Annotated in this window: 27 protein-coding genes; 2 read left to right on the top strand and 25 right to left on the bottom strand. The window is 54.3% G+C overall.

The window, feature by feature from the left end:
- Positions 1–14 precede the first annotated feature (14 nt).
- From dxs to GQY55_RS10605, 20 genes are all read right to left on the bottom strand, one after another.
- Positions 15–1,922: a 1-deoxy-D-xylulose-5-phosphate synthase gene (gene dxs / locus GQY55_RS10700; RefSeq protein WP_160041074.1), complete on the bottom strand. Its 1,908-nt coding sequence runs from the start codon at positions 1,920–1,922 to the stop codon at positions 15–17.
- 163 nt (positions 1,923–2,085) lie between these two features.
- Positions 2,086–3,006 carry a polyprenyl synthetase family protein gene (locus tag GQY55_RS10695; RefSeq protein WP_160041576.1) on the bottom strand — a complete coding sequence of 307 codons (921 nt, stop codon included), beginning with the start codon at positions 3,004–3,006 and terminating at the stop codon, positions 2,086–2,088.
- Positions 2,984–3,247 (bottom strand): exodeoxyribonuclease VII small subunit, encoded by a 264-nt coding sequence (xseB, locus tag GQY55_RS10690; RefSeq protein WP_268895005.1) that lies wholly within the window; start codon positions 3,245–3,247, stop codon positions 2,984–2,986. Before xseB ends, GQY55_RS10695 begins: the two co-directional genes overlap by 23 nt.
- Positions 3,228–4,598, bottom strand: a complete 1,371-nt coding sequence (gene xseA / locus GQY55_RS10685; protein ID WP_160041070.1) for an exodeoxyribonuclease VII large subunit — start codon at positions 4,596–4,598, stop codon at positions 3,228–3,230. The genes xseB and xseA overlap by 20 nt, the downstream gene beginning before the upstream one ends.
- Before the next feature lie 15 nt (positions 4,599–4,613).
- Positions 4,614–5,471, bottom strand: a complete 858-nt coding sequence (gene folD, locus GQY55_RS10680) for a bifunctional methylenetetrahydrofolate dehydrogenase/methenyltetrahydrofolate cyclohydrolase FolD (RefSeq protein ID WP_160041068.1) — start codon at positions 5,469–5,471, stop codon at positions 4,614–4,616.
- A gap of 72 nt (positions 5,472–5,543) precedes the next feature.
- A complete protein-coding gene (nusB, locus tag GQY55_RS10675; protein ID WP_160041066.1) occupies positions 5,544–5,996 on the bottom strand; it encodes a transcription antitermination factor NusB in 453 nt (150 codons plus the stop codon).
- Between the two features lie 178 nt (positions 5,997–6,174).
- On the bottom strand, positions 6,175–6,411 hold the full coding sequence (locus tag GQY55_RS10670) for a DUF2273 domain-containing protein (RefSeq protein WP_160041064.1): 237 nt from the start codon (positions 6,409–6,411) through the stop codon (positions 6,175–6,177).
- A 12-nt stretch (positions 6,412–6,423) separates the two neighbouring features.
- Positions 6,424–6,963: an alkaline shock response membrane anchor protein AmaP gene (gene amaP, locus GQY55_RS10665; protein WP_160041062.1), complete on the bottom strand. Its 540-nt coding sequence runs from the start codon at positions 6,961–6,963 to the stop codon at positions 6,424–6,426.
- A gap of 111 nt (positions 6,964–7,074) precedes the next feature.
- Positions 7,075–7,485, bottom strand: coding sequence for an Asp23/Gls24 family envelope stress response protein (locus tag GQY55_RS10660; protein ID WP_160041060.1), 411 nt, complete (start codon positions 7,483–7,485; stop codon positions 7,075–7,077).
- Positions 7,486–7,599: 114 nt separating this feature from the next.
- Positions 7,600–8,943 carry an acetyl-CoA carboxylase biotin carboxylase subunit gene (gene accC / locus GQY55_RS10655; protein ID WP_160041058.1) on the bottom strand — a complete coding sequence of 448 codons (1,344 nt, stop codon included), beginning with the start codon at positions 8,941–8,943 and terminating at the stop codon, positions 7,600–7,602.
- Between the two features lie 29 nt (positions 8,944–8,972).
- On the bottom strand, positions 8,973–9,467 hold the full coding sequence (accB, locus tag GQY55_RS10650) for an acetyl-CoA carboxylase biotin carboxyl carrier protein (protein ID WP_160041056.1): 495 nt from the start codon (positions 9,465–9,467) through the stop codon (positions 8,973–8,975).
- Between the two features lie 145 nt (positions 9,468–9,612).
- On the bottom strand, positions 9,613–10,467 hold the full coding sequence (locus GQY55_RS10645) for a SpoIIIAH-like family protein (protein ID WP_160041054.1): 855 nt from the start codon (positions 10,465–10,467) through the stop codon (positions 9,613–9,615).
- 45 nt (positions 10,468–10,512) lie between these two features.
- Positions 10,513–11,154 (bottom strand): stage III sporulation protein AG, encoded by a 642-nt coding sequence (gene spoIIIAG, locus GQY55_RS10640; protein WP_160041052.1) that lies wholly within the window; start codon positions 11,152–11,154, stop codon positions 10,513–10,515.
- A gap of 25 nt (positions 11,155–11,179) precedes the next feature.
- Entirely contained in the window at positions 11,180–11,917 is a 738-nt protein-coding gene (gene spoIIIAF, locus GQY55_RS10635) for a stage III sporulation protein AF (RefSeq protein ID WP_160041050.1), read from the bottom strand.
- A gap of 15 nt (positions 11,918–11,932) precedes the next feature.
- A complete protein-coding gene (gene spoIIIAE, locus GQY55_RS10630) occupies positions 11,933–13,120 on the bottom strand; it encodes a stage III sporulation protein AE (RefSeq protein ID WP_160041048.1) in 1,188 nt (395 codons plus the stop codon).
- An 18-nt stretch (positions 13,121–13,138) separates the two neighbouring features.
- Positions 13,139–13,528, bottom strand: coding sequence for a stage III sporulation protein AD (gene spoIIIAD / locus GQY55_RS10625; protein ID WP_160041046.1), 390 nt, complete (start codon positions 13,526–13,528; stop codon positions 13,139–13,141).
- 9 nt (positions 13,529–13,537) lie between these two features.
- On the bottom strand, positions 13,538–13,741 hold the full coding sequence (gene spoIIIAC, locus GQY55_RS10620) for a stage III sporulation protein AC (protein ID WP_036714303.1): 204 nt from the start codon (positions 13,739–13,741) through the stop codon (positions 13,538–13,540).
- Positions 13,742–13,755: 14 nt separating this feature from the next.
- Positions 13,756–14,274, bottom strand: coding sequence for a stage III sporulation protein SpoIIIAB (gene spoIIIAB / locus GQY55_RS10615; protein ID WP_160041045.1), 519 nt, complete (start codon positions 14,272–14,274; stop codon positions 13,756–13,758).
- A complete protein-coding gene (spoIIIAA, locus tag GQY55_RS10610) occupies positions 14,267–15,274 on the bottom strand; it encodes a stage III sporulation protein AA (RefSeq protein ID WP_236575531.1) in 1,008 nt (335 codons plus the stop codon). The genes spoIIIAB and spoIIIAA overlap by 8 nt, the downstream gene beginning before the upstream one ends.
- Before the next feature lie 104 nt (positions 15,275–15,378).
- Entirely contained in the window at positions 15,379–15,642 is a 264-nt protein-coding gene (locus GQY55_RS10605) for a YqhV family protein (protein ID WP_373309182.1), read from the bottom strand.
- A gap of 207 nt (positions 15,643–15,849) precedes the next feature.
- Between GQY55_RS10605 and GQY55_RS10600 the strand changes: the two genes are divergently transcribed.
- Positions 15,850–16,566: a 2-phosphosulfolactate phosphatase gene (locus tag GQY55_RS10600; protein ID WP_160041044.1), complete on the top strand. Its 717-nt coding sequence runs from the start codon at positions 15,850–15,852 to the stop codon at positions 16,564–16,566.
- Between the two features lie 111 nt (positions 16,567–16,677).
- Here GQY55_RS10600 and GQY55_RS10595 read toward each other — a convergent pair whose 3' ends face one another.
- The 5 genes from GQY55_RS10595 to GQY55_RS10575 form a co-directional block, all read right to left on the bottom strand.
- Positions 16,678–17,931, bottom strand: a complete 1,254-nt coding sequence (locus GQY55_RS10595; RefSeq protein ID WP_160041043.1) for an aspartate kinase — start codon at positions 17,929–17,931, stop codon at positions 16,678–16,680.
- Positions 17,932–18,190: 259 nt separating this feature from the next.
- Complete coding sequence (efp, locus tag GQY55_RS10590; RefSeq protein WP_160041042.1) at positions 18,191–18,748, bottom strand: elongation factor P; 558 nt, start codon at positions 18,746–18,748, stop codon at positions 18,191–18,193.
- Positions 18,749–18,787: 39 nt separating this feature from the next.
- Positions 18,788–19,864 (bottom strand): M24 family metallopeptidase, encoded by a 1,077-nt coding sequence (locus GQY55_RS10585; RefSeq protein WP_160041041.1) that lies wholly within the window; start codon positions 19,862–19,864, stop codon positions 18,788–18,790.
- A 45-nt stretch (positions 19,865–19,909) separates the two neighbouring features.
- Complete coding sequence (gene aroQ, locus GQY55_RS10580; RefSeq protein ID WP_160041040.1) at positions 19,910–20,362, bottom strand: type II 3-dehydroquinate dehydratase; 453 nt, start codon at positions 20,360–20,362, stop codon at positions 19,910–19,912.
- Between the two features lie 83 nt (positions 20,363–20,445).
- Complete coding sequence (locus GQY55_RS10575) at positions 20,446–20,955, bottom strand: YqhR family membrane protein (RefSeq protein ID WP_160041039.1); 510 nt, start codon at positions 20,953–20,955, stop codon at positions 20,446–20,448.
- A 201-nt stretch (positions 20,956–21,156) separates the two neighbouring features.
- On the opposite strand from GQY55_RS10575, the gene GQY55_RS10570 reads away from it, so the two are divergent.
- Complete coding sequence (locus GQY55_RS10570; RefSeq protein WP_160041038.1) at positions 21,157–22,152, top strand: DUF1385 domain-containing protein; 996 nt, start codon at positions 21,157–21,159, stop codon at positions 22,150–22,152.
- The last annotated feature ends 2 nt before the right edge of the window (positions 22,153–22,154 follow it).

Genomic DNA, 22,154 nt, shown 5'->3' with positions numbered 1-22,154 from the left:
TGACTGTCTTCCGTCTATGAAGTATACCCGGTTTTGCCCATGCCGAAGGAATGCAAAGCCATCAGCTTCTTGACCTCGGCGCATACGCCTTCGACGGTCAATCCGGTTTCCTGGCGTTGTTCTTTGACGCTTCCATGTTCGATGAAGCGGTCGGGGACTCCCATCAGGGATACCCTTGTGTCAAAAATATGCTTGGAAGCGTAAAATTCGAGAACGGCGCTGCCAAGGCTGCCCTTTTCGCTTGCTTCTTCCAGCACGATCATATTTGTATTGCTGTTGGCCAGCTCGATCAGCATATCTTCATCAAGCGGCTTAAGGAAACGCGCGTTGACGACACGAAGCTGAATTCCTTCCCGCTTCAGCTGCTCGGCAGCCTCCAAAGCGACTTGAACCATCGGACCTGAGGCCAGCACGGCGTAACCTTCGCCTTCCCGGACCGTTTCCCAGGTACCGATCGGAATCGGCACCAGCTTCTCGTCAAGCGGAACGCCGAGCCCGTTAATGCGCGGGTAGCGGTAAGCGATCGGACCGTCGTCGTAATCGAGCGCCGTTTTCATCATATGCCGGAGTTCGTTTTCATCTTTCGGCATCATCAGCACGATATTTGGAATATGCCGCAAAAACGCGACGTCGAACACGCCTTGATGCGTCTCGCCGTCCGCCCCGACGAATCCGGCCCGGTCGATGGCGAACATGACGTTGGCGTTTTGACGGCAAATGTCATGGACGATTTGGTCGTACGCGCGCTGCATGAACGTCGAATAAACGGCGAACACCGGCTTCATTCCTTCCATGGCGAGCGCGGCGCACATCGTAGCCGCATGCTGTTCGGCGATCCCGACGTCGATCATTCGGCTCGGGAATTTTTCGCTGAATTCGATCAGCCCGGACCCTTTCGGCATCGCCGGGGTTACCGCGACGATCCGAGGATCCTTTTCGCCCAGCTCGATCAGCGTTTTGCCGAAGACGTCGGTGTACATCGGGTGACCGACGGATTTCAGCTCTTTGCCGGATTCGATTTTGTACGGCGAAATGCCGTGCCATTTATGGGAATCGGCTTCGGCAGGCTGGTAACCTTTGCCCTTCGTCGTCAACACGTGCACAAACACCGGTCCGCGCACGTTGTCGGCTTGTTTGAACGTTTCGATCAGCTTCTGAAGATCGTGCCCGTCGACCGGCCCGAGGTACGTCAATCCCAGCTCTTCGAACAGAACGCCCGGCACCATCATGTATTTCAGGCTTTCTTTCAGGCGGGAGCCCGTTTTCGCCAGCATGCTGCCGATGGCCGGAATTTTTTTGAGCAGCATTTCAAGCTCGTCTTTTGCACGCAAATAATGGCGGTCGGAGCGGATTTTGCTCAAGTAATTGTGCATGGCTCCGACGTTCGGAGCGATGGACATCTCGTTGTCGTTCAGCACGACCATCAAATCCTTTTGCTCATGGCCAATATGGTTCAATGCCTCGAAAGCCATGCCGCCCGTCAAAGCCCCGTCCCCGATGACGGCGATAACCTTGTTCTTCTCGCCCTTAAAATCGCGGGCAAGCGCCATGCCCATCGCCGCGGACAACGAGGTGCTGCTGTGCCCGGCTTCCCATACGTCGTGCTCGCTTTCGTTGCGTTTTACGAATCCGCATAATCCTTTGTATTTGCGAAGCGTGTCAAACTGGTCCATTCGCCCGGTCAACATTTTATGGACGTAAGCCTGATGGCCGACGTCGAAAATGAATTTGTCACGTGGACTGTCGTAGCAGTAATGCAGGGCCAGCGTGAGCTCCACCACTCCCAGGTTTGAAGCCAGATGCCCTCCCGTTACCGACAGCTTTTCGATCAGAAATCGGCGGATTTCATCCGCAAGAAGGTCCAGTTCTTCAACCGATAGAGATTTGATTTGTTCTGGCTGATTAATATGTGGAAGCAGCACGCCAATCTCCCCGCTTTCCTCTATAGAATAAAATCAATTCTTCAAGTCCGGCTTCCATGCATAAAGCCTCTTTTCAATATATATGTTTAGCGCTTTCCTGGCGGAAGGCGATTCTTTTCGTCATTATATCACAAAACATGCTGCAATCCTAAAAGATTGCGGTTCAATGATCCCGGTTCATCAGATAGTCGGCGGCTTCCAGCAGGCGCGACGGATCGGGGAATCCGGCTCCGAGCACCGCCTCCTTCGCTTCGGCCGTAAGCCTTTTGACTTCGCTCCGGGAAGCGTCGAGTCCGATAAAATAGGGATATGTTACCTTTTCCTGCTTCATGTCGCTTTTCGTTTTTTTTCCGAGCTTTGCTTCGTCGCCGACGATATCGAGAATGTCGTCCTGGATTTGGAACGCCAGGCCAAGCTTTTGCCCAAACGCGCGCAACGCCTCCAGCTGGGCTTCTTCCGCCCCGGCAATCCGTCCTCCGGCAAGTAGCGAAAACGTAATCAAGTCGCTTGTTTTATGGAGATGGATATATTCAAGCTGGGACAATTCCGTCAATCCCTGCTCCCCTTCCATATCGGCCGCCTGGCCGCCGACCATGCCTTTCGGTCCCGCCATCTCCGACAAATCCATCGTCATTTGAACCACCCGTTCGGCCGGAACGCCGTGAAGGGGAGCCATGCGGCCCACCAAATAAAAGGCATGGGTAAGGAGCCCGTCGCCAGCCAAAATGGCCGTGGCTTCCCCGAATACCTTATGGTTCGTCAGTTTGCCCCGCCGGTAATCGTCATTGTCCATGGCAGGCAGGTCGTCATGGATCAAGGAGTAGGTATGTACCATCTCTACCGCGCACGCTGCATCAAGCGCCGCATCCGTATTGCCCTTCAGCGCTTCGCAGGCGGCGATCACAAGCAACGGCCGCATCCGTTTTCCGCCGGCCATCAATGAGTAAAGCATCGCCTCCCGGAGCGAGGACGGAATCCGCCACGCTGCCGGAAGGCTCTCCTCCAGTCTGTTCGTGACCCGCTCGATGATGTTTTGATGATATTCCCTGAAGGAGATGCGGTTACTCAAGCGCGTCACCGCCATCCGGATCAAGCGAACTGCCGAAAGGCTTTTTGCGCAATTCGCCGTTTTCTTCCACGATCATTTCGATTTTCCGTTCCACTTGCTCCAGCTTCTGGCTGCAAAGCTGCGATAGTTTCATTCCCTGCTGGAACAACTCGATCGCTTTTTCCAAAGGCACGTCCCCGTGCTCGAGCTCTCCGACGATGTCCTCGAGCTGAACCATGGCATCTTCGAATTTCAATTCATTTTCCTTTTCCGTCAATTTGCCCATCCTCCTTCATTCCCCATACCTGGCATGAAAGTTGACCGTCGCTTACTTTGATCTGGACCACATCCCCAGGCTGTACGTCGTTAATCGATTTGATGAGATGCTGCTCCCGCTCGTCGTATACGAGGCTGTAACCCCTTGCCATCACTTTGAGCGGGCTTAAAGCGTCAAGATGGCGAACCGACTCCCGAAGCTGCGATTGTTTGTTTTTCAGGACGGATTGCATGAGCGCCACCAGCTGCTTGCGGCCGATCTCGCTCCGCTGTTTGGCATAGGACAGCTGCTCTTGCGGATGGAACCGCATCAGGCCGTGATGGATACGCATCCTCTTTTCCTTGCTCTGATTCACCTTCGCGCGCATGCTTGCGTTCAAACGCATGTTCAGCATGTCGAGGCGTTCGGCATGCTGAAGCAAATACCTCCGGGGATGCATGAGCGCCGGCGATCGCTGCAGCGAAGCAAGCTGCTGACGGCTGCGCTTGACCCGGTCAAGCAGCAAACCTCTGAGCAGCCGTTCAAGCTGCCTCAAACGCTCGTTCAGCTCGGCGGCATGGGGAACCGCCAGCTCGGCGGCCGCGGTCGGCGTCGCCGCCCTCAGATCGGCCGCAAAGTCGGCGATCGTAAAATCCGTTTCATGGCCAACGGCGGAGATGACCGGAATGTTGGACTCGCGGATCGCCCGCGCCACCGGCTCCTCGTTAAACGCCCATAATTCCTCCAGCGAACCGCCGCCGCGGCCGACGATCAGCACGTCCGCCTCGTCCATGCCGTTCATGTCGCGGATGGCGCGCACGATCGAAGCAGCCGCACCTTTCCCCTGTACCAGGACCGGATACAGAACCACCCTTGCTTGAGGATAACGCCGGCCGAGCGTAATCATAATATCCCGTACGGCCGCGCCCGTCGGCGAAGTAATGACGCCGATCGTTTCCGGAAATTCGGGAATCGGCCGCTTGCGTTCGGCGGCAAACAAGCCTTCCTCCTCCAGCTTTTGTTTCAGCTGCTCAAACGCCAAATACAAGCTGCCGATGCCGTCCGGCTGCATATGCGTCGCGTAAAACTGGTATTGCCCGTCCCGTTCGTACACCGTTACGTTGCCTCGGGCAATAACCTTGGCGCCCTCCTTCGGCTTGAACGGCAGCCGCTGGTTGTGGGAAGCAAACATGATGGCGCGAATCCGGCTCCCCTCATCCTTCAAGGTGAAATACATGTGCCCGCTCGAATGATGCGTGAAGTTCGATATTTCGCCCCGAATCCATACATCCGACAACAGCCGGTCCGAATCGAGTTTCATCCGGATATACCGGTTCAAATCCTTGATCGATAAAATACGCTGCGGTTCCATCGCAGAACCCCTCTCTTACGAAAGCCCGTGATGACGTTTCGCCGCAATGAGCGTATTTTGCATCAGCATCGTAATGGTCATCGGTCCGACGCCTCCGGGCACGGGCGTAATCGGGCCGCACACTTCCTTCACGCTGTCAAAATCGACGTCCCCCGCCAGCTTGCCGTTCTCCAGCCGGTTCATGCCGACGTCGATCACGACTGCGCCGGGTTTGACGTAGCTCGCATCGATGAAATTCGCCCGGCCGATCGCGACGACAAGCACATCCGCCTGGCGGGCGATCTCGGCCATGTTTTCCGTGCGGGAATGGCACATCGTGACGGTTGCGTTTTCCCGCTGAAGGAGAAGGGATACCGGCTTGCCGACGATGTTGCTCCGGCCGATGACGACGGCATGTTTTCCGGACAACGAAATCCCCGCCCGTTTGATCAATTCAATGACCCCTGCCGGCGTGCATGGGAGCAGGCTGTCGTCGCCGATGACGAGGTTCCCGACATTGACCGGATGGAATCCGTCGACGTCTTTGCCGACGGCAATCGCGTTGATGACCGCCTTCTCGTCGATATGTCCCGGCAGTGGCAGCTGGACCAATATGCCGTCGATCGCTTCCTTGCGGTTCAGCTCATCGACCAAAGCAAGCAGCTGCGCTTGCGATGTTTCGGCAGGCAGGCGGTGAACCTCGGAGTAAAACCCTAAATCATGGCATGCTTTTTCCTTGTTGCGGACGTAAACCTGGGACGCCGGATCCTCCCCGACCAACACGACCGCAAGTCCCGGAACGACGCCTTTGGCCGCCAATCCCTTCACTTCGCCGGCAATCCGGCCGCGAATGTCTTCGGATACCTGTTTACCGCTAATAATGGTTGCCGTCATTCTACTCTCTCCCCCGTATTTGGATTATCTATGGACAAGTTGGCCAGCCTCCGACAAACAAAAAGCCGGGGCTTACGAAAGTCCGTTTTTCAGCTTGTCCACTTCGCGAATCATGTTCCCCAGAACGCCGTTAACGAATTTGCCCGATTCTTCGGTGCCGAAATGCTTGGACAGTTCGATCGCTTCGTTGACCGCAACCTTGGCCGGAACGTCGTCCGAGTAAAGCAGCTCGTAAGCGGCCAAACGCAAAATTTGGCGGTCGACCCGCGACAGGCGGCTGATCTGCCAGCCCTTCAAATAATTTTCCAGCAAGCCGTCGATGGCTTGTTTATGGCTCCAAATGCCGTTGACCAGATCCAGCACGTACGCTTTTAATTCGATCTCGTTGGTAATGACGCGTTCCGTATCGTTTTCCTCGGCGGCTTCGTCCAACAGCATGTTGACCGCTTCTTCGCTGCCCACCTCGTTCATTTCCATTTGGTACAGACTTTGCACGACGATTTCCCTTGCCAAACGTCTTTTCATTATGTTCCTCCTGAACCTGTCATGTGTAGCTCTTACATATATTATGGGTTACTGTATAAGGATTGTTGCAATTTGTTTTGCGCATAGGTTTTCTTCCGCAAAAAACCGCGATACCTTTCACCAGAAAATGGGCATTATGCAGCTGCAGCTCTTTTTTCCGGAGAAAGCATATCACGGTTCATTTAAAAGGACGCCAGCGCTCGGAAAGCCATTTCCTGATCTCGTCCCAGCGAAAAAAAGACTCTACATGCAAGTCTTTCCGCTTGCCGGCCGTATATCCTATAAACACAACCAATGCAAAGAACAACATATCCCAAAATCCCGCAATCAAGTAAATCAAACCAAAAAAGATGCCGCCGGCGATGCCGGTGATCCGTCCTCTGTGACTCTCCCATATTTCCTTCCAGAATGCCATGGAAGATCACCTCTATTCCACTCTGCTCTTCACGGTCGTCGACTGGGCGACGTTCGCGATATATACGGCCACGTTCGACACCGGAATGCCCGTCGTTTCCTGAAGATAGTCATGAACCTGCTTCTGAATGTCCGTCGTCATGGACGGAATCGAAACGTCGCCTTCCACGACCGCCCGGATCATGATCTCAAGCCCGGCCTCGGTTACGCGGATCCGCGCCTTCAAATCTTTGGCCCCGCGGATGCGGGCCGCCGCCTTAAGGCACAAATTTTCGATCGTTTCGACCGAAATTTGAATGTCGCCGTATTCGGTACGCTGGTCGATCGAAGGGATCTGCGAGCGATCGCGCCGGATCGAAATATAGAAAAAACGGACGCTCAGCAAAAACAAGACGGCCGCGATGATCAGCAGCGTTATTTGCAGCGTAGCCGCATCGAGATATTCTCCCAAGCCTGGCACCAAATCGCTTAACCGGAGGATGGCAAATACGCTTATGATTCCGATGCTCAAGCTGTAAATAAAGAGCAAAAATCTATCCAGTATTTTAGCCACGAACAGCGCAGCCTCCTTAAATTAGAGTAAACCCTCGACAATTGTCGGGGGTTACGTGCAGGGAATGAACCCGGGGCTCATTCTCCCCCGGCTCATTCCTTCGGTTCATTGTTATTTCACGCGCTGCTGCGTCAAATCGATGTCTTCCGTTCTTTCGGCGCTTTTGAAGTGAACGTCATGGATATGCACGTTGACTTCAACCACGTTCAGGCCGGTCATCATTTCGATCGATCTTTTGACGTTGCGCTGAATTTCGGTCGCCACTTGCGGAAGCCGGTTCCCGTATTCAATAATGACGGAGACGTCCACCGCCGCTTCGCGCTGGCCGACTTCAACCTTGACGCCTTTGGACAGGTTTTTGCGGCCAAGCAGTTCGGCGATGCCTCCGGCAAACCCGCCGCTCATGCCGGCCACGCCTTTGACCTCTACCGTCGCCAGGCCCGCGATCACTTCGATCACTTCGGGCGCGATCTGTATTTCGCCGATTTCCGTGCGTTCAAACTCATTCGGTTCCGTGCTCATTCTGGCTTAACACACCTTTCGGATAAGATGGATAAGAAGCACACCTTGGAGGACGCTGCACAATCACTCATAATATATCATTTACGGCGGATCGTGACAAACGTTCCGGGCGGCTTATATCTCGTTTTCCTCTAAAAATTTGATATCGAAATCGCCTTTGTTGAAGGTCGGATGTTCCAAAAGCTTCAGATGGAAAGGAATCGTCGTATGGATGCCTTCAACGGCAAACTCAGACAACGCCCGTTTCATCTTGGCAATCGCCTCTTCGCGCGTCGGAGCCCATACGATCAGCTTGGCGATCATCGAATCATAGAACGGAGGAATGGAATAACCCTGATAGGCGGCGCTGTCCACCCGTACGCCCGGACCTCCCGGAGGCAGGTAAAACTGGATTTTCCCCGGCGCAGGCATGAAGTTGCGATCCGGATCCTCGGCGTTGATGCGGCATTCGATGGAGCTGCCGCTGATGACGACGTCGTCTTGGGCGAACGAAAGCGGGTTGCCTTCGGCGACCGAAATCATTTCCTTGATCAAATCGATGCCCGTAACCATCTCCGTTACCGGATGCTCAACCTGAATGCGCGTATTCATTTCCATAAAGTAAAATTGCCCGTCCGGTCCGAGCAGGAATTCCAACGTGCCGGCCCCGGAATAGTTTACGGCTTTGGCTGCGCGCACCGCCGCTTGGCCCATGCGCTCCCGGACTTCCGGAGAAAGCACCGGGCACGGGGATTCTTCGACGAGCTTTTGTCTGCGGCGCTGCACGGAGCAGTCGCGTTCGCCCAGATGCACGGCATTGCCGTGGTTGTCGGCCATGATCTGGATTTCGACGTGCTTCATGCCGGTCAGAAATTTTTCGAGATAAACGCCAGCGTTGCCGAAAGCTTTTTGCGCTTCCTGCTGGGCTGCCGTAATTTGCTTGATCAATGCTTCTTCGTCTTCCGCGATGCGGATGCCTTTGCCTCCGCCTCCCGCGGTTGCCTTGATGATGAGCGGATAACCGATGTCTCTGCCGATCATGACGGCTTCTTCGATGTTTTCCACCAAACCGTCCGAGCCGGGAATGACCGGCACGCCGGCGGCTTTCATCGTCTGCTTCGCGACCGATTTGTCGCCCATCTTGTTGATGGCGTCCGCGGACGGACCGATAAACGTGATGTTGCAGGATTCGCAGATTTCGGCGAAGTCGGCGTTTTCGGCCAGAAAACCGTAGCCGGGATGAATCGCGTCGCATTCCGTGGACGTCGCGACGCTCATAATGTTCGTGATGTTCAAATAGCTGTCTTTGGACAACGTCGGCCCGATGCAATAAGCTTCGTCCGCCAAACGGACATGGAGCGCATCCTTGTCCGCTTCGGAATAGACCGCAACCGTCGAAATGCCCAGCTCCCGGCAAGCCCGGATGATACGGACGGCGATTTCGCCGCGGTTGGCAATCAGGATTTTATGGAATTTCATGCAGGTAACCTCCCTTTCGAAATGCGGCGTTATTCCGTTTTCACCAGAAACAGAGGTTGTCCGTATTCAACCAATTGTCCGTTTTCCACAAGGATTTCGACGATTTCGCCTTTCACTTCGGCTTCCAGCTCGTTCATCAGCTTCATCGCTTCAAGGATGCACACGGTCGTTTTTTCGTTCACCTTGTCGCCGACGTTAACGAACGGCCCTGCTTCCGGAGACGGGGATCTGTAGAAGGTGCCGACCATCGGGGACACGATCTTATGTAAGTTGGGATCGGCCGCTTTCGTTTCGGCGGCAGGCTGTTGTGCTGTTTCCGCAGCCGCCTGCAGGTTTTGGATTTGCGGAGCCGCTTGCTGGGGAACCTGAACGTATTGCGCTGGCACGGACGGCGCCGCAACAACCTCGGTTTTGTTCGCCTTGCGGATCGTCAGGTGGGTTCCTTCCAATTCGATATCCAGTTCATGTACGGAGGTCTGATCGACCAATTGTATCAACTCTTTAATCTCGCTTAACTTCAACATGTACAATTCACTCCTTCAAGGGAAGCTGCAAAGCGCTTCCGGACATACATACACATAACGATAAGTATTATATCATAAACAAGCAAAATGGAAAGAGTCCGAGGGAATCCCGGACTCTTTCGACATTTTCCGTGCCTGCCGCATCTTAAGGCGCCATATATTGAACGCTGACTTTATCCTGGGTTACGTTCAGCTCTTTCATGACGAGCTCTACGATGCTGACGGCCTGCTTGACGTCCGGTTTGTCGCTCAGGACAAGCACTTGGTATTTGTCGTTTTCTTCTTTAACGAAAGCGTTGGCGAAGGAGTATTTATGCTCCAGTTCTTCTTCGATGCCTGTGATTTTCGATTCTTTTGTATCCAGCGCCGTCAGTTCGTCATAGGCTTTTGCGGTTTCCGACGGCTTCTTGCTCATATCGTTCATGGCCGCCATCAGCTCGTTGTATTTCGTCTGGTTTTTTTGCTCCCGCTGCATTAAATAGGACTCGATTTGGCTTGCGCCGGAGCTTTTTTGCGCGGCCACTTCTTTCAGCACGTCGTCGTCGCTTTTTCCGGCTTTGGCGTTTTTCCCGCTGCCCGTATTGCCTGCCGCTGCCGTTTTATCCGAGGACGTATCTTTTGCAGCGGTATCCTTGCCGTCCGTTTTTGCGGCGGCTTCATCCGTTTTGTCTTTCGACGTATCCTTTGCCGTATCCTTGGACGTATCTTTCGCCGTGCCCTTGGAAGCGTCTTCGCCGCTTGCGCCGGTTTTAGGTGCGGCGGCGTTTTCGTTGACCTTACCGTCGGTAATCACTTCGGTGATGCCGACCCCGTTTTCCGTCGTCTTGGATGCGGTGTCCTTGGAAGACGTCTTGTCACTGTTGACCTGCTGGCTGTCGGCGACCGGCGTTTTCGGTGTTTTCGTCGAGCCCGAGTCCTCCGTAAACAGGTAGTAAGCGGATAATACGACCATCAGGCTCAGCATGGATACTAACCAAATCGTTTGTCTTTTACTGTTCATTCGTTAAATCCTCCTCAATTTGAACTCATTATTTAAAAATGCTGCCTACCCCTGTTTGCGCGGCACGACCGAGATCCGGTATTCCGGCACGTTCAGCCCCTTCTCGACCGCATCGACGATCAACTGCTTGACGACTTCGTTTTCGGCGCCTTTGGCGACGACCAGAACGCCGCGGATTTGCGGTTTTACCCTTTTCGTCACGATCGGGGCTTGGGTGCCCGACTGCTCGTATGTAACCACTTCCCCGTCCCGCGTATATTGCGTCGTGCGGCGCTTGCCACCGTTGGCGTCGTTTTCGTCCGACTGCTGCTGCGAGTCCTTCATGTTTTTCTGGTATACGACCTCATCGGTGGAGTCCACGTTCACCATCACGTCTACCGTGCCGACCCCGACGATTTTTTCGAGAATTTCCTTCATCTTGTTTTCGGCGTCTTCTTCGATGCTCGCGAAGGCGTTTCGATCCCCGCCGGAATCCTGCGCGGATTCTTTGACGGTCGCCTGTGTCGGAGGTTCCCGGCCGATGTTTTCGTTATCCAGCTTCTTGACGTTGACGAAGGAGTTGAAGAGGATGATGGCGACCCCGATCAGTCCGACGATGATCAGCCAACGGAAGGTGTTGATCCTGCCGCCGCTTCCCTGCCCGCCGCCACCGATCCACTGCTCCAGCTTCTTGAACCATTTCCCCACTTTTGTTCACCTCTTTTATCTCGTTTCATAGCTTCAGATTTTCGGACGCGCCGTCCCGGACGACCACGATATCCGGCTCGATCCCCCATTCGGCTCCGAGCATTTTCCTGATGGCTTCGGCTTTGTCCGCCCCGCTGCCGCTTGCTTTGGCGCCTGCGTTGTCCGGGTCTTCGTCAGCGTTCGGCTGTCCCTTAGCTGGACCACCGCCGACGTCGACTTGAACGGGCATTACCGGTTCGATCCTGATTTCGCCGGACGACAGCGGATTTTCGGCTTCTTGCTTAGGCGCCTCTTCCTTCGCCTTCAGCGTAACCGTCACGCCTTTAATGTAAGGCTGCTCCGACTTTGCATCCCCGCCCATGCCCTCGGGCATCGCCAGGACCACCGCCACTTCGGCCCGTTCGCCGCTCTCCTTGCGGATCTGGTCTTTCATTTGCGCGGCGACTTCGCGGGCAGCCCATTCGAGGGACTGCTTTTGCTGCCGGGTTTGCAGCTGTTTCGCTTCGTTCATGATTTGCTGCAGGCTGCCCTTCCCTCCGGCTTCGTACGTCTGGTCCATGGCGTTGAACGCTGCCGCGATTTTGACTTCGGCCGCATCCGTCAATATTTTGATCAGCGGCCCAAGCAGCGTGAGCAGAATCAACAGGCTCAATACCAGCTTCACGTAACGCTCCATGGAGCGGCTCGGAAGGATGAGATCCACGAAGGAGGCCAGCAGCACCACCATAATAACTTCCTTCAGCCAACTGCTCAGCCAGGCCATCTTACGCCTCCTTCCTTACCTCATCATGACGGTGACATTCCCCGCCGTAAGCATGATCGTGATCGCGAGGAAAAACATCAGCCCGACCACCGCCAGCGCGGCAAAAACGTACAGCATGCTTTTTCCGATCGTTTCGAGGCAGGTGGTGATCGGCGATTCTCCCAGCGGCTGCATGACGGCGGCGGAAACGTTGTAGATCAAAGCGAGCACCAATATTTTGATCGCCGGAAAGGCGCATAGGAACAGGATGATGATGACGCCGACCAGGCCGATGGAGTTTTTGATGAGCAGCGACGCCGAGATGACGGTGTCGGTGGCGTCGGCGAACATTTTCCCTACCACCGGGATGAAGCTGCCGGATACGTATTTGGCGGCGCGGATCGTGACTCCGTCCGTGACTGAGCTGGTGATGCCCTGAACCGAAATGACGCCCAAAAAGATCGTGAGCAGCACCCCCAAAAACCCCACGCTGATGTTGCGAAGCAGATTGGCCAGCTGCGTCAGCTTGTATTTGTCGGAAAGGGAGCTGACCAGGTGAAGCACCGCCGAAAAGAAAAGGAGCGGAAAGATAAGCGTGTGAATGAGCGTTCCGACGGTGTTGATCATAAAAATGATGAGCGGATGCGTGACCGAGACTGTAACGACGTTCCCCATCGATGCGAGAAGAGCGAACAGCAGCGGCACCATGGCCATCATAAAATCGATCATGCGGTCGATCGCTTCCTTGGCGTAACCGATCGCGACGTTGAAGCTGTTGATCGCCAGGACGATGATTACCATGTAGCACAAGGCGTAGGCCACCTTGCTGACCGTTTTTCGTTCGAATGCCGATTGCAGCGTCTCCAGAATCATGCTCATGATGCTTAACATGACGATGGATACGAGCAGCTTCCCGTTGTAAAGCACCTCATGCCACATGAAGGCGCCGAGCGCCGCCAAAACGCTTTTAACGCTGAAGCTTTCTCCTCCGGGAAGCAGTATATCCATAAAGGAAGGCACTTTCTGATCCGGGAAAAAACCGCCGTAATCCTTCATCAGGCTTTCCCAGTAAGATTCGACCTGGTCCTTCGGAAGCGATTCCGCCTGCTGCTTGACCCACTCGTCGGCCGGAGAAGCGGCGAAAACCCGGGTCGTGCCCACCAGCAAAAACAATATGAAAAAGATGATCAAATGCCGTTTATCCCGCCGCTGGTTTAAAAGCATGGGTATTCCCACTTTCTTCTACGAAGGCAGCAATTTCAGCACGGTTTCGATGATGATGCCGATGATCGGCACTGAAAGCACCATGATCAGCATTTTGCCTGCCAGTTCGATTTTTGAGGCGATATTCTCCTGCCCCGCGTCCCGTACGACCTGCGCCCCGAATTCGGCGATATAGGCGATGCCGATGATTTTCAGGATCGTTTTCAGATAGATCAGTTCCACGCCGGAGGATTTGGCCATCCGCTCCAGCTCCATGACGACGGTGCTGATTTTACCCATCAGGAACATGAAGATCAGCACGCCGGTCGCGGCGGCCAGCAGAAAAGCGAACATCGGCTTTTGCTCTTTAACGATCAGGATCAGAATTGTAGCTATGAGTCCAAGACCCACCACCTGTATGATTTCCATAAGCAACCCCTAATGGAACAGAAAAATGGTTTTGATCTCCTGCAGCAGGTTATCGAGCAGCCGGACGACCATGAACAGCACCACGACAAAGCCGATGACCGTCACCCAATGAGCCATATCCTCTTTTCCCATTTGCTTGAGCACCGTGTGAATCATCGCAATGATGATGCCGATTCCCGCAATCTGGAAAATTGCGTTCACTTCAAAGTTCATTCCCTGGCACCTCGCTAAAAGATCAAAATGACGATCAATGCTCCAATCAATAGCCCGAGACTTCTGCTGATCTTTTCGTATTTGGCCTGCTCGTCCCTTGCCAATGCTTCTTCATGCTTTAGCTGCTGGGCCGCCAAGGCAATGTGCTTGATTTGGTCCTGCCTGTCGCTTGTCCCTAGCGTAAAGCTGAGCTGATGGAGAATGTCCCGTTCCGGCGTTTTCATCGCGGTCCGCTTCCAGTTGTCGCTTATGGAGCGCTGGATGCTTTCCTGCGCCGTCATCCCGTTTCCCGACGCCATATGGTTCGCCGCGGTTTTGAAGATGCTCCGCAGCGGTTCCCCGAGCTGTTCGGCCAATCTGCGGAAGGCATCCGGAAGCGGCGTAAAACCGTAAGAGATTTCGGTTTCGAGCCTCTGCATCGCCAGGATGAGCTCGCGGATTTGCTTCGGCCTTGCCGCAAACCGTGCCGCCTGGTGGAAGCCGGCCAGCGTGCCGGAGAGCAGGATGAGCACCGCCCCGAAAAGCTTAAGCATGATGCGCTTCCCCCTTTGCGTGAAGCTGCAGGATGCGCATCTGGCGGTCCATGAGCCGGAAGGCGGTTTTGCCGCGGCTGCGGTGCAGCAAAACGTAGATTTCGAACATCCGGTTGTCCATGAGCCGCTTCATCGCCGGGCGGTTCTGAAGTTCCTCCGGGCCGCTGCCGTGGGCCGATGCGATGACGGATATGCCGGCATGCAGCGCCTCGGTCACAGCCTCCGCATCTTCTTCCCTGCCGATCTCGTCCACGATGAGAACATCCGGCGACATCGACCGGATCATCATCATCATGCCTTCGGCTTTCGGGCAAGCATCCATGACGTCCGTTCGCGGCCCGACGTCGAAACTTGGCACGCCGGCCAGGCTGCCGGCAATTTCCGAACGCTCGTCGATGATGCCTACCTTCATGCCCGTGGTTTTCACGGGGGGAGATCCGAAGCAGCCGGAGCTGATTTGCCTGGCCAAATCCCTAAGAAGCGTCGTTTTGCCGTGCTGCGGCGGGGAAAGGATCAGCGCATGTTTCATTCTTCGTTCCCTTTCATCGTACAGGTACGGCAGGACGGCGCTCGCAGCCCCGGGCACCTCCCGGGCGATCCGGACGTTGAATCCGCTGATGTCCCGGATATGCTCCACCTTTCCTCCGGATAACACGGTTCTGCCGGCAAGCCCGATGCGATGTCCACCCGGAACTGTAATGAATCCTTTCCTCAGCTCTTCTTCCAGGGTGTACAAGGAATGGTTGCTGATCAGATCGAGAAACCTGCGGCTGTCGTCGCGGCTGGGCCTGTACGCCTTGTCCTCGTCCAAGGTGAGCTGTCCTAACCCGGTGACGAAGCGGTGCCCTCCCGATTCATTCACTTCCAGCGGCCTGCCTTCACGGATGCGTATTTCTTCCAGCCTTCCGAGGAGTTCCCGGGGCAATTCAAGCAAAATGGACCTGATCCGGTCGGGAAACAGTTCTAGCCAGTTTGGATTCGTAATACGACCACCCCCCAAGCTGTCCTTCTCTTAAGTCGTCGGATTGTTTCGTTTATAGACTAGTAGATGTTTTTATACCACATGTTTATGCTTGTACTTCAAAATTATGCCGGCCGAATCTATCATTTTTTTAAAATTCCGATTAAGAGACAGGATACCCCGACGAAGACCCAGACGATCTTTCCCCACGAGAGCTTGTCGGCCATCCCGATCAACCCGATGGACGTCGTTAAAATAAGCACGGTCGGTCCTACGAGGGCCAGGAGCGAATTGACCGCCAGCGCTTTGTCGATTTGAGCGAGCCTCAGCATGACCAAGGCCGCGGCAATTTCGATGCCGCCGGAAATCATGCGCAGCGTAGCCATACTTAACACGAACTTGTCCAATCCAAAAAACCTCCTTCGATAGAAATGTTCATCTTTTATATGGATATGCCGCACTCTCTTTTTTTAGTTATCTTTTACGAGGAAACCGTTCGGAACATTTCCATGCCTCCTGCATATATTAGCTTTAAAGTTACAATTCTCTGCCGGATCCCCATGCTGATAGAGAATTGCGCACATAAAGTGAAGGGCTTAAGGAGGATTTTACCCATGCGGGTGGATGTGATTTCCAATGTGGACGATATCAGATCGGAGGATTTTATACAGAAAAGCGCCGCCGTCATCGACGTGCTGCGTGCGACGAGCACGATGATCACGGCGTTAGCCCAGGGCGCTTGCGGCCTGCTTCCCGTAGAAACCGTCCCCCAAGCCCAGAGTAAGCGAAGCGAACATACCTTTGTCGGCGGTGAACGCTACTACAAGAAAATTCCCGGTTTTCAAGCAGGAAACTCCCCCCATGATTACATGACGGATGAAATTGCGGGCAAGCTTGTCGTGCTGACGACCTCCAACGGAACAAGGGGGCTTCTCAAATCGCAGCGGGCTGCCAAGCTCCTTGCCGCTTCGTTTATGAACGGCACGGCGGTCGCCTCGGCGCTGGCGTCTTTTGAACGGGACGTCATTCTGTTATGCGCGGGCTGCCGGAACGAATTTTCGCTGGAAGACGGCCTATGCGCCGGCATGATCATCGATGCGATGGAATCCATGCTGGATCAGCCTTTGCGGCTGAACGATCTGGGATTTGCTATGAAGCTCGCCTACAGGCAATGCCGCGGCAATCTGTACAAGACCGTCATGGAGGGGGCGTCGGCCAAACAGCTGGTCAAGCTGGGGTACGCCCATGATGTGGAGTACTGTACCGGGATCGACACGGTGCCTGTTGTCCCCATCGCCAAACAGGATTTCATCCTGGTGCCGCTCTACTGACCCCTATGGCGTCCCGCCTGACCCGGGAAAACGAACCAAACATGCGAAAAGGCCTGAAGCGTAAGCTTCAGGCCTTTTCTTTACATTATTATAATATGCGGTGTAAAAATGCTAGCGTCTTACCTGCGGTCCCCCGACGAACACCTGCGCATCGGTATCGAGATTGTAAGCCGTATGAAGCGCGCGAACCACTTGCTCCAGATTGCCGTTTTCGATGACGCAGGACGTTTTGATTTCCGATGTGCTGACCATCTTGATGCTGACGCCTTGCTTCGATATGACGTCGAACATTTGCGCGGCAACGCCCGGATGGCTGATCATCCCGGCGCCGACGATCGATACTTTCACCAGGTCGCGTTCGGAAGTGACGTCGCGGTACGGCAGTTTCGATTTGAGGCCGTGAATGACGTCCAGCGCCAGATCGCATTCGGCGAGCGACGTCGTGAAGGAGAAATCCGCCTTGCCGTCCTGTACGCCGCTTTGAACGATAATGTCGACGTTGATCTGGGCTTCGGCAAGCGCGCCGAACACATGCGCCAGCACGCCCGGCACGTCCTCTACGCCGAGAATGCTGATTCTCACCACATTTTTGTCAAAAGCGATGCCGCTCACTACTACTCCCTGTTCCACGCTTGTTTCCTCCTTAACCACTGTGCCCTCGTTATAGTTAAAGCTGGATCTGACCACCAGCTGCACGTTGTGATGCTTAGCGTATTCCACCGCCCGCGGATGCAGGACAGCCGCCCCCAAATTGGCAAGCTCCAGCATTTCATCGTATGAAATCTCCGCAAGCTTGCGCGCGTTTTTCACCATCCGCGGATCCGTCGAATAAATGCCGTCGACATCCGTGTAGATTTCGCACACGTCGGCGTTGATCGCCGCCGCAAGCGCTACTGCTGTCGTATCGGATCCACCCCGGCCCAGCGTCGTAATTTCCCCGTCTACCGTCATTCCTTGAAAGCCGGCGACGATGACGATTTGATTGTCGCTGAGGGCGGACAAAACGCGTTCCGGCGAAATGTCGGTAATCCGTGCTTTGCCGTGCACGGGTTCGGTCCGGAAGCCGGCCTGCCATCCGGTCAGGGAAACGGCTTGACGTCCCAGCCCGTGAATGGCCATCGACAACAACGCGATGGAAATCTGCTCCCCGGTCGTCATCAGCATATCCATTTCGCGTGCCGGAGGGTTCGAATTCAGCAGCTTCGCCTGGTCGATGAGATCGTCCGTCGTATCCCCCATCGCCGAAACGACCACGACGCATTGATGCCCTTCATCCTGCTTTTCGACGATCCGTTTGGCTACGCGCTTCATGCGCTCCGTATCCCCTACGGAGCTGCCCCCGAATTTCATGACGTACAGTGACAACTTCGATTCACTCCCCACTTCGTATGAGGATTCTGCTTCCATCCGAACCTGGTCTTCCAAACATTCCGCGTCTTGGCGGCCGGAGTCGAATTTTGCAAAATCCCGAATTATGCAAATGTCTTTTTACGCTTTAACCTAGTATAATACGAAAGTCCACCGGGAGGTAGACTTTTTTTGCCCCGCCGCATATATAAAAATCCCCCTCACCGATCGTGAGGGGAATCCCGATAACAAACCGTTTCTCGTTTTTTGTCGAAAACTACGCGCGGGAAATGTACTTGCCTTCGCGGGTATCGATCAGAAGCACATCGCCTTCGTTGATGAAAAGCGGTACTTGCACGTTAAGACCCGTTTCAAGCTTGGCGTTCTTGGTCGCGCCGGTAGCCGTGTTGCCTTTGATGCCCGGCTCGGTTTCAACGACCTTGAGCTCAACGCTGGTCGGAAGGTTGATTCCGAGAATTTCGCCCTGGTAGCTGACGATGTTCACGTTCATGTTTTCTTTCAGGAAGTTCAGTTCCCATTCCAGCTGATCGCTGTTCAGGGTGAATTGGTCGTAAGTCTCGTTGTCCATGAACGTATGCTCTTGGCCGCTGGCATACAGGTAGGAAACGCCGCGGTTTTCGATGATGGCGCGCCCGATGGTTTCCCCTGCACGGAACGTGCGCTCAACCGTGTTGCCGTTGCGCAGGTTTTTAAGTTTGGAGCGAACGAACGCCGCGCCTTTGCCTGGTTTTACGTGTTGGAAATCAAGAACGGTAAAAATATCGCCATCCACTTCTACCGTAAGTCCTGTTTTAAAATCGTTTACTGAAATCACAAAAATGCCTCCTAAAATTAAGTATATATATTGCGTCAATCACACCGGTAACACGGTAAATTCTTTCGACGAATGCGTCAAGACAGCATTTCCCGTTTCCGTGATCACAATATCGTCTTCAATGCGCACGCCGCCAAGACCCGGAATATAGATGCCCGGCTCTACGGTAACAACCATGCCCGGCTTCAAAATATCGTCGCTCAGCTTGGACAAGCGCGGATTTTCATGTACTTCCATCCCGAGTCCGTGGCCCGTGCTGTGGCCGAATTGGTCGCCGTAGCCGTATTTCGCGATGATGTCGCGGGCCAGAGCGTCGGCTTCGCGTCCGGTCATGCCCGGTTTGATGTTCGCAACCGCATGCAGCTGGGCTTCCAGCACGATATCGTATATTTCCTTCAGCTTCGGATCCGGCTTGCCGATCGCGATCGTGCGGGTCAGGTCGGAACAATATCCGTCGAGCAGCGCCCCGAAATCGAACGTAATCAGCTCGTTGCCGGCGATCACGCGCTGGCTCGCCACGCCGTGCGGCATCGCGGAGCGTTCCCCCGAAGCGACGATCGTATCGAACGAAGAGCTTGTCGCGCCGTTTTTCCGCATGAAAAACTCCATCTCCAGATCGACTTCGCGTTCGGTCATGCCCGGTTTAACAAAACCCAGGATATGCTCGAACGTTGCGTCCGCAAGATCCGCGGCCCGCTGCATCACTTTCAGCTCTTCGGCGTCCTTGATGATGCGCAGCTGTTCGACCAGACCGGAGACCGGCACCAGTTCCGCTGGTTTGAGCTGCTCGGCATATGCGCTGTATGCGGCAAACGATACGTCGTCCTGTTCGAACGCAAGCTTGCTGACGTTTGCTGCGGCCAGCAGTTCCTTAACGGTATCCATCACCCGCTGCTTGTGCTCGACGACCTGAACATCCTTCGTTTGCTCGGCCGCCTGAGTCATGTAACGGAAGTCGGTCAGCAGGTAAGCATCGTTCATCGTAACCAAACAATAGCCTGAGGAGCCTGTAAATCCGGTCAAATAACGCCGGTTGATCGCACTCGTAACGAAAAGTGCCTCCACATTTTTTTGCTGCATCGCTTCGCGCAGCTTAAGCACGCGCTGATTGCTCATTCGTTCTCGTCTCCTCTCATTCACGAACTTCGTCTCCCGGCGGCGTCAGGCGCCGGCGGCGCCGTTTTCCAGGTGGCGAAGCAAGGCTATCAATCCAAGCTCGTAGCTGACAGCCCCGAATCCGGCAATTTGTCCGACAGCCACCGGCGCAATGACCGATGTATGGCGGAACGCCTCCCGCGCGTGGATGTTCGACAAATGAACTTCCACCGTCGGGATCCGGACGGAGCTGATGGCGTCACGGACTGCGTAGCTGTAATGGGTCAGCGCGCCCGGATTCAGGACGATTCCGTCGGCATGTCCCAAGGCGCCGTGGATCCGATCGATGATATCGCCTTCATGGTTCGATTGATAAAACGTCAACGCCACGCCGAGCGTTTCGGCTTTTTTAAGCAAGCCTTCCTCGATCGATTGCAGGCTCTGGGATCCGTATACGCCGGGCTCCCGAAGACCAAGCAGGTTCAGATTCGGTCCGTTGATCACCCAAATGGTTCTCAAAATGGTATTCCCACCCTTACTGTCAAATAACCATCTGCTATTTTAACATAGGGAATGTCTACTTGAGAAGTTTTTTTGATGGTTCAAGCCTTGGCCTGCTTTGGTTCCCGCTTGCGTTCATCCGTAAATTCGAAGGCGACCGTGTAGCCGATAAACAAACCCCAAAGCAAAAACAGACAAAATTCGCTTGTGATCGAATTCCAGCCGAGCCGATTGAGCGGAGTCACCATATTGAGCGCCGGTCCGGCCGCCGCAAAGATGACGCACCACCATACGATGCCGTAGACGATCCCCGGCCAAGGCCCCCTCAGTTTGCGGAACAACATCCCGTATATGACGGACGCGATCACCGAAAGGGCGATGAAAAAAAGCCACCCTGCGAGCTGCCCCGCTCCGCTTTTCAGAAACGTATCGTTAAAAAAAGGCCTGCCGAGAAATCCCGGAATCACTTTCGTAAAATGCAGCGTATGAAACAGCCAGTGGATCGCGCCCCATACAAATCCCGCGAAAAAGCCCAGCTCCACGGAAAATGCAAACGGGTTGGTCGGTCCCTTCTGCGGTTTCTGGCGAATCGCGGACGCGTCAAATGTCATCTTCTTCTCTCCTTTTGTTTTCCTTAGTATGGTTCAATTCCCTTAAGCCTAAACCAACTAGAAATCGAGCCGGAAATTCGATACAATGGTAGTATTCAAAACCCGACTTTCATGCGGATGGAACGCTTTCGAAGGTTGGAATCCGATTACGGGATGGCTTAAAAATCCTGAATCCATCAAAACCCAGGGAAGGTGAAATGGTTGTCGCAACAATCGAAACCCGTCAGCTACGGCGGCCAAGCTGTCATCGAAGGCGTGATGTTTGGCGGCAAATATGTCAATGTGACAGCCGTGCGTCGGAAAAATCAGGAAATCACTTTTTTGGAAGTGCCCAAGCAGGACAAGAGCTGGATCCGGAAAATGCGTAAAATTCCGCTCCTGCGCGGCATCGTAAGCATTATAGATTCGAGCGCCAAAGGGACGAAACATCTGAACTATTCCGCCGACGCTTTTGCGGACGATACGCTGGAGCCCGAAGAACGCGAAAAGCTGAAGAAGAAGGAAGAATCCAAATGGAGCCTCGGCATGATCATCGGCGTTTCGGCCGTCGGCATTCTCTCCTTTTTGGTCGGCAAACTGGTTCTCACCCTGCTCCCCGTTTTTTTAGAAAAATTTCTGTTCGGGGCGCTGTTCGAAAACTACATTTTGCATAATCTGATCGAAGGAGTCATCAAGCTGCTGCTCCTGCTGATTTACCTGTGGGGCATCTCGCAAACTCCCGTCATCAAGCGTTTGTTCCAATACCACGGCGCGGAGCATAAAGTAATTACCACCTATGAAGCCGGCGAGGAACTGACCGTGGAGAACGTGCAGAAGCACAGCCGTCTCCATTACCGGTGCGGAAGCAGCTTCATGATGCTCACCATCGTCCTGGGCGTGCTCATATACTCCCTTGTACCGTGGGATACTATGACCCAGCGCGTGCTGCAGCGGATTATTTTGCTCCCCGTCGTCATCGCCGTTTCCTTTGAATTTTTAAAATTGACCAATGCTTTAAGGGATGTGCCGGTGCTTCGTTATCTGGGTTATCCCGGCTTGTGGCTGCAGCTTTTGACCACCAAGGAGCCCAAGGATGACCAAGTGGAGGTCTCCATCGCCTCCTTCAAGCGGATGCTTGAGCTAGACGCACAGATGGAAAAAGCGCCTGAAACGAACCAGCCTGTCAGAACCGGAGTCTTGGATCCCCTGAAAGGATGAGG

It is taken from the genome of Paenibacillus sp. USDA918EY (assembly GCF_009870825.1).
GTDB lineage: Bacteria > Bacillota > Bacilli > Paenibacillales > Paenibacillaceae > Paenibacillus_AQ > Paenibacillus_AQ albilobatus.
This window is presented reverse-complemented; position numbering and strand designations above follow the sequence as displayed.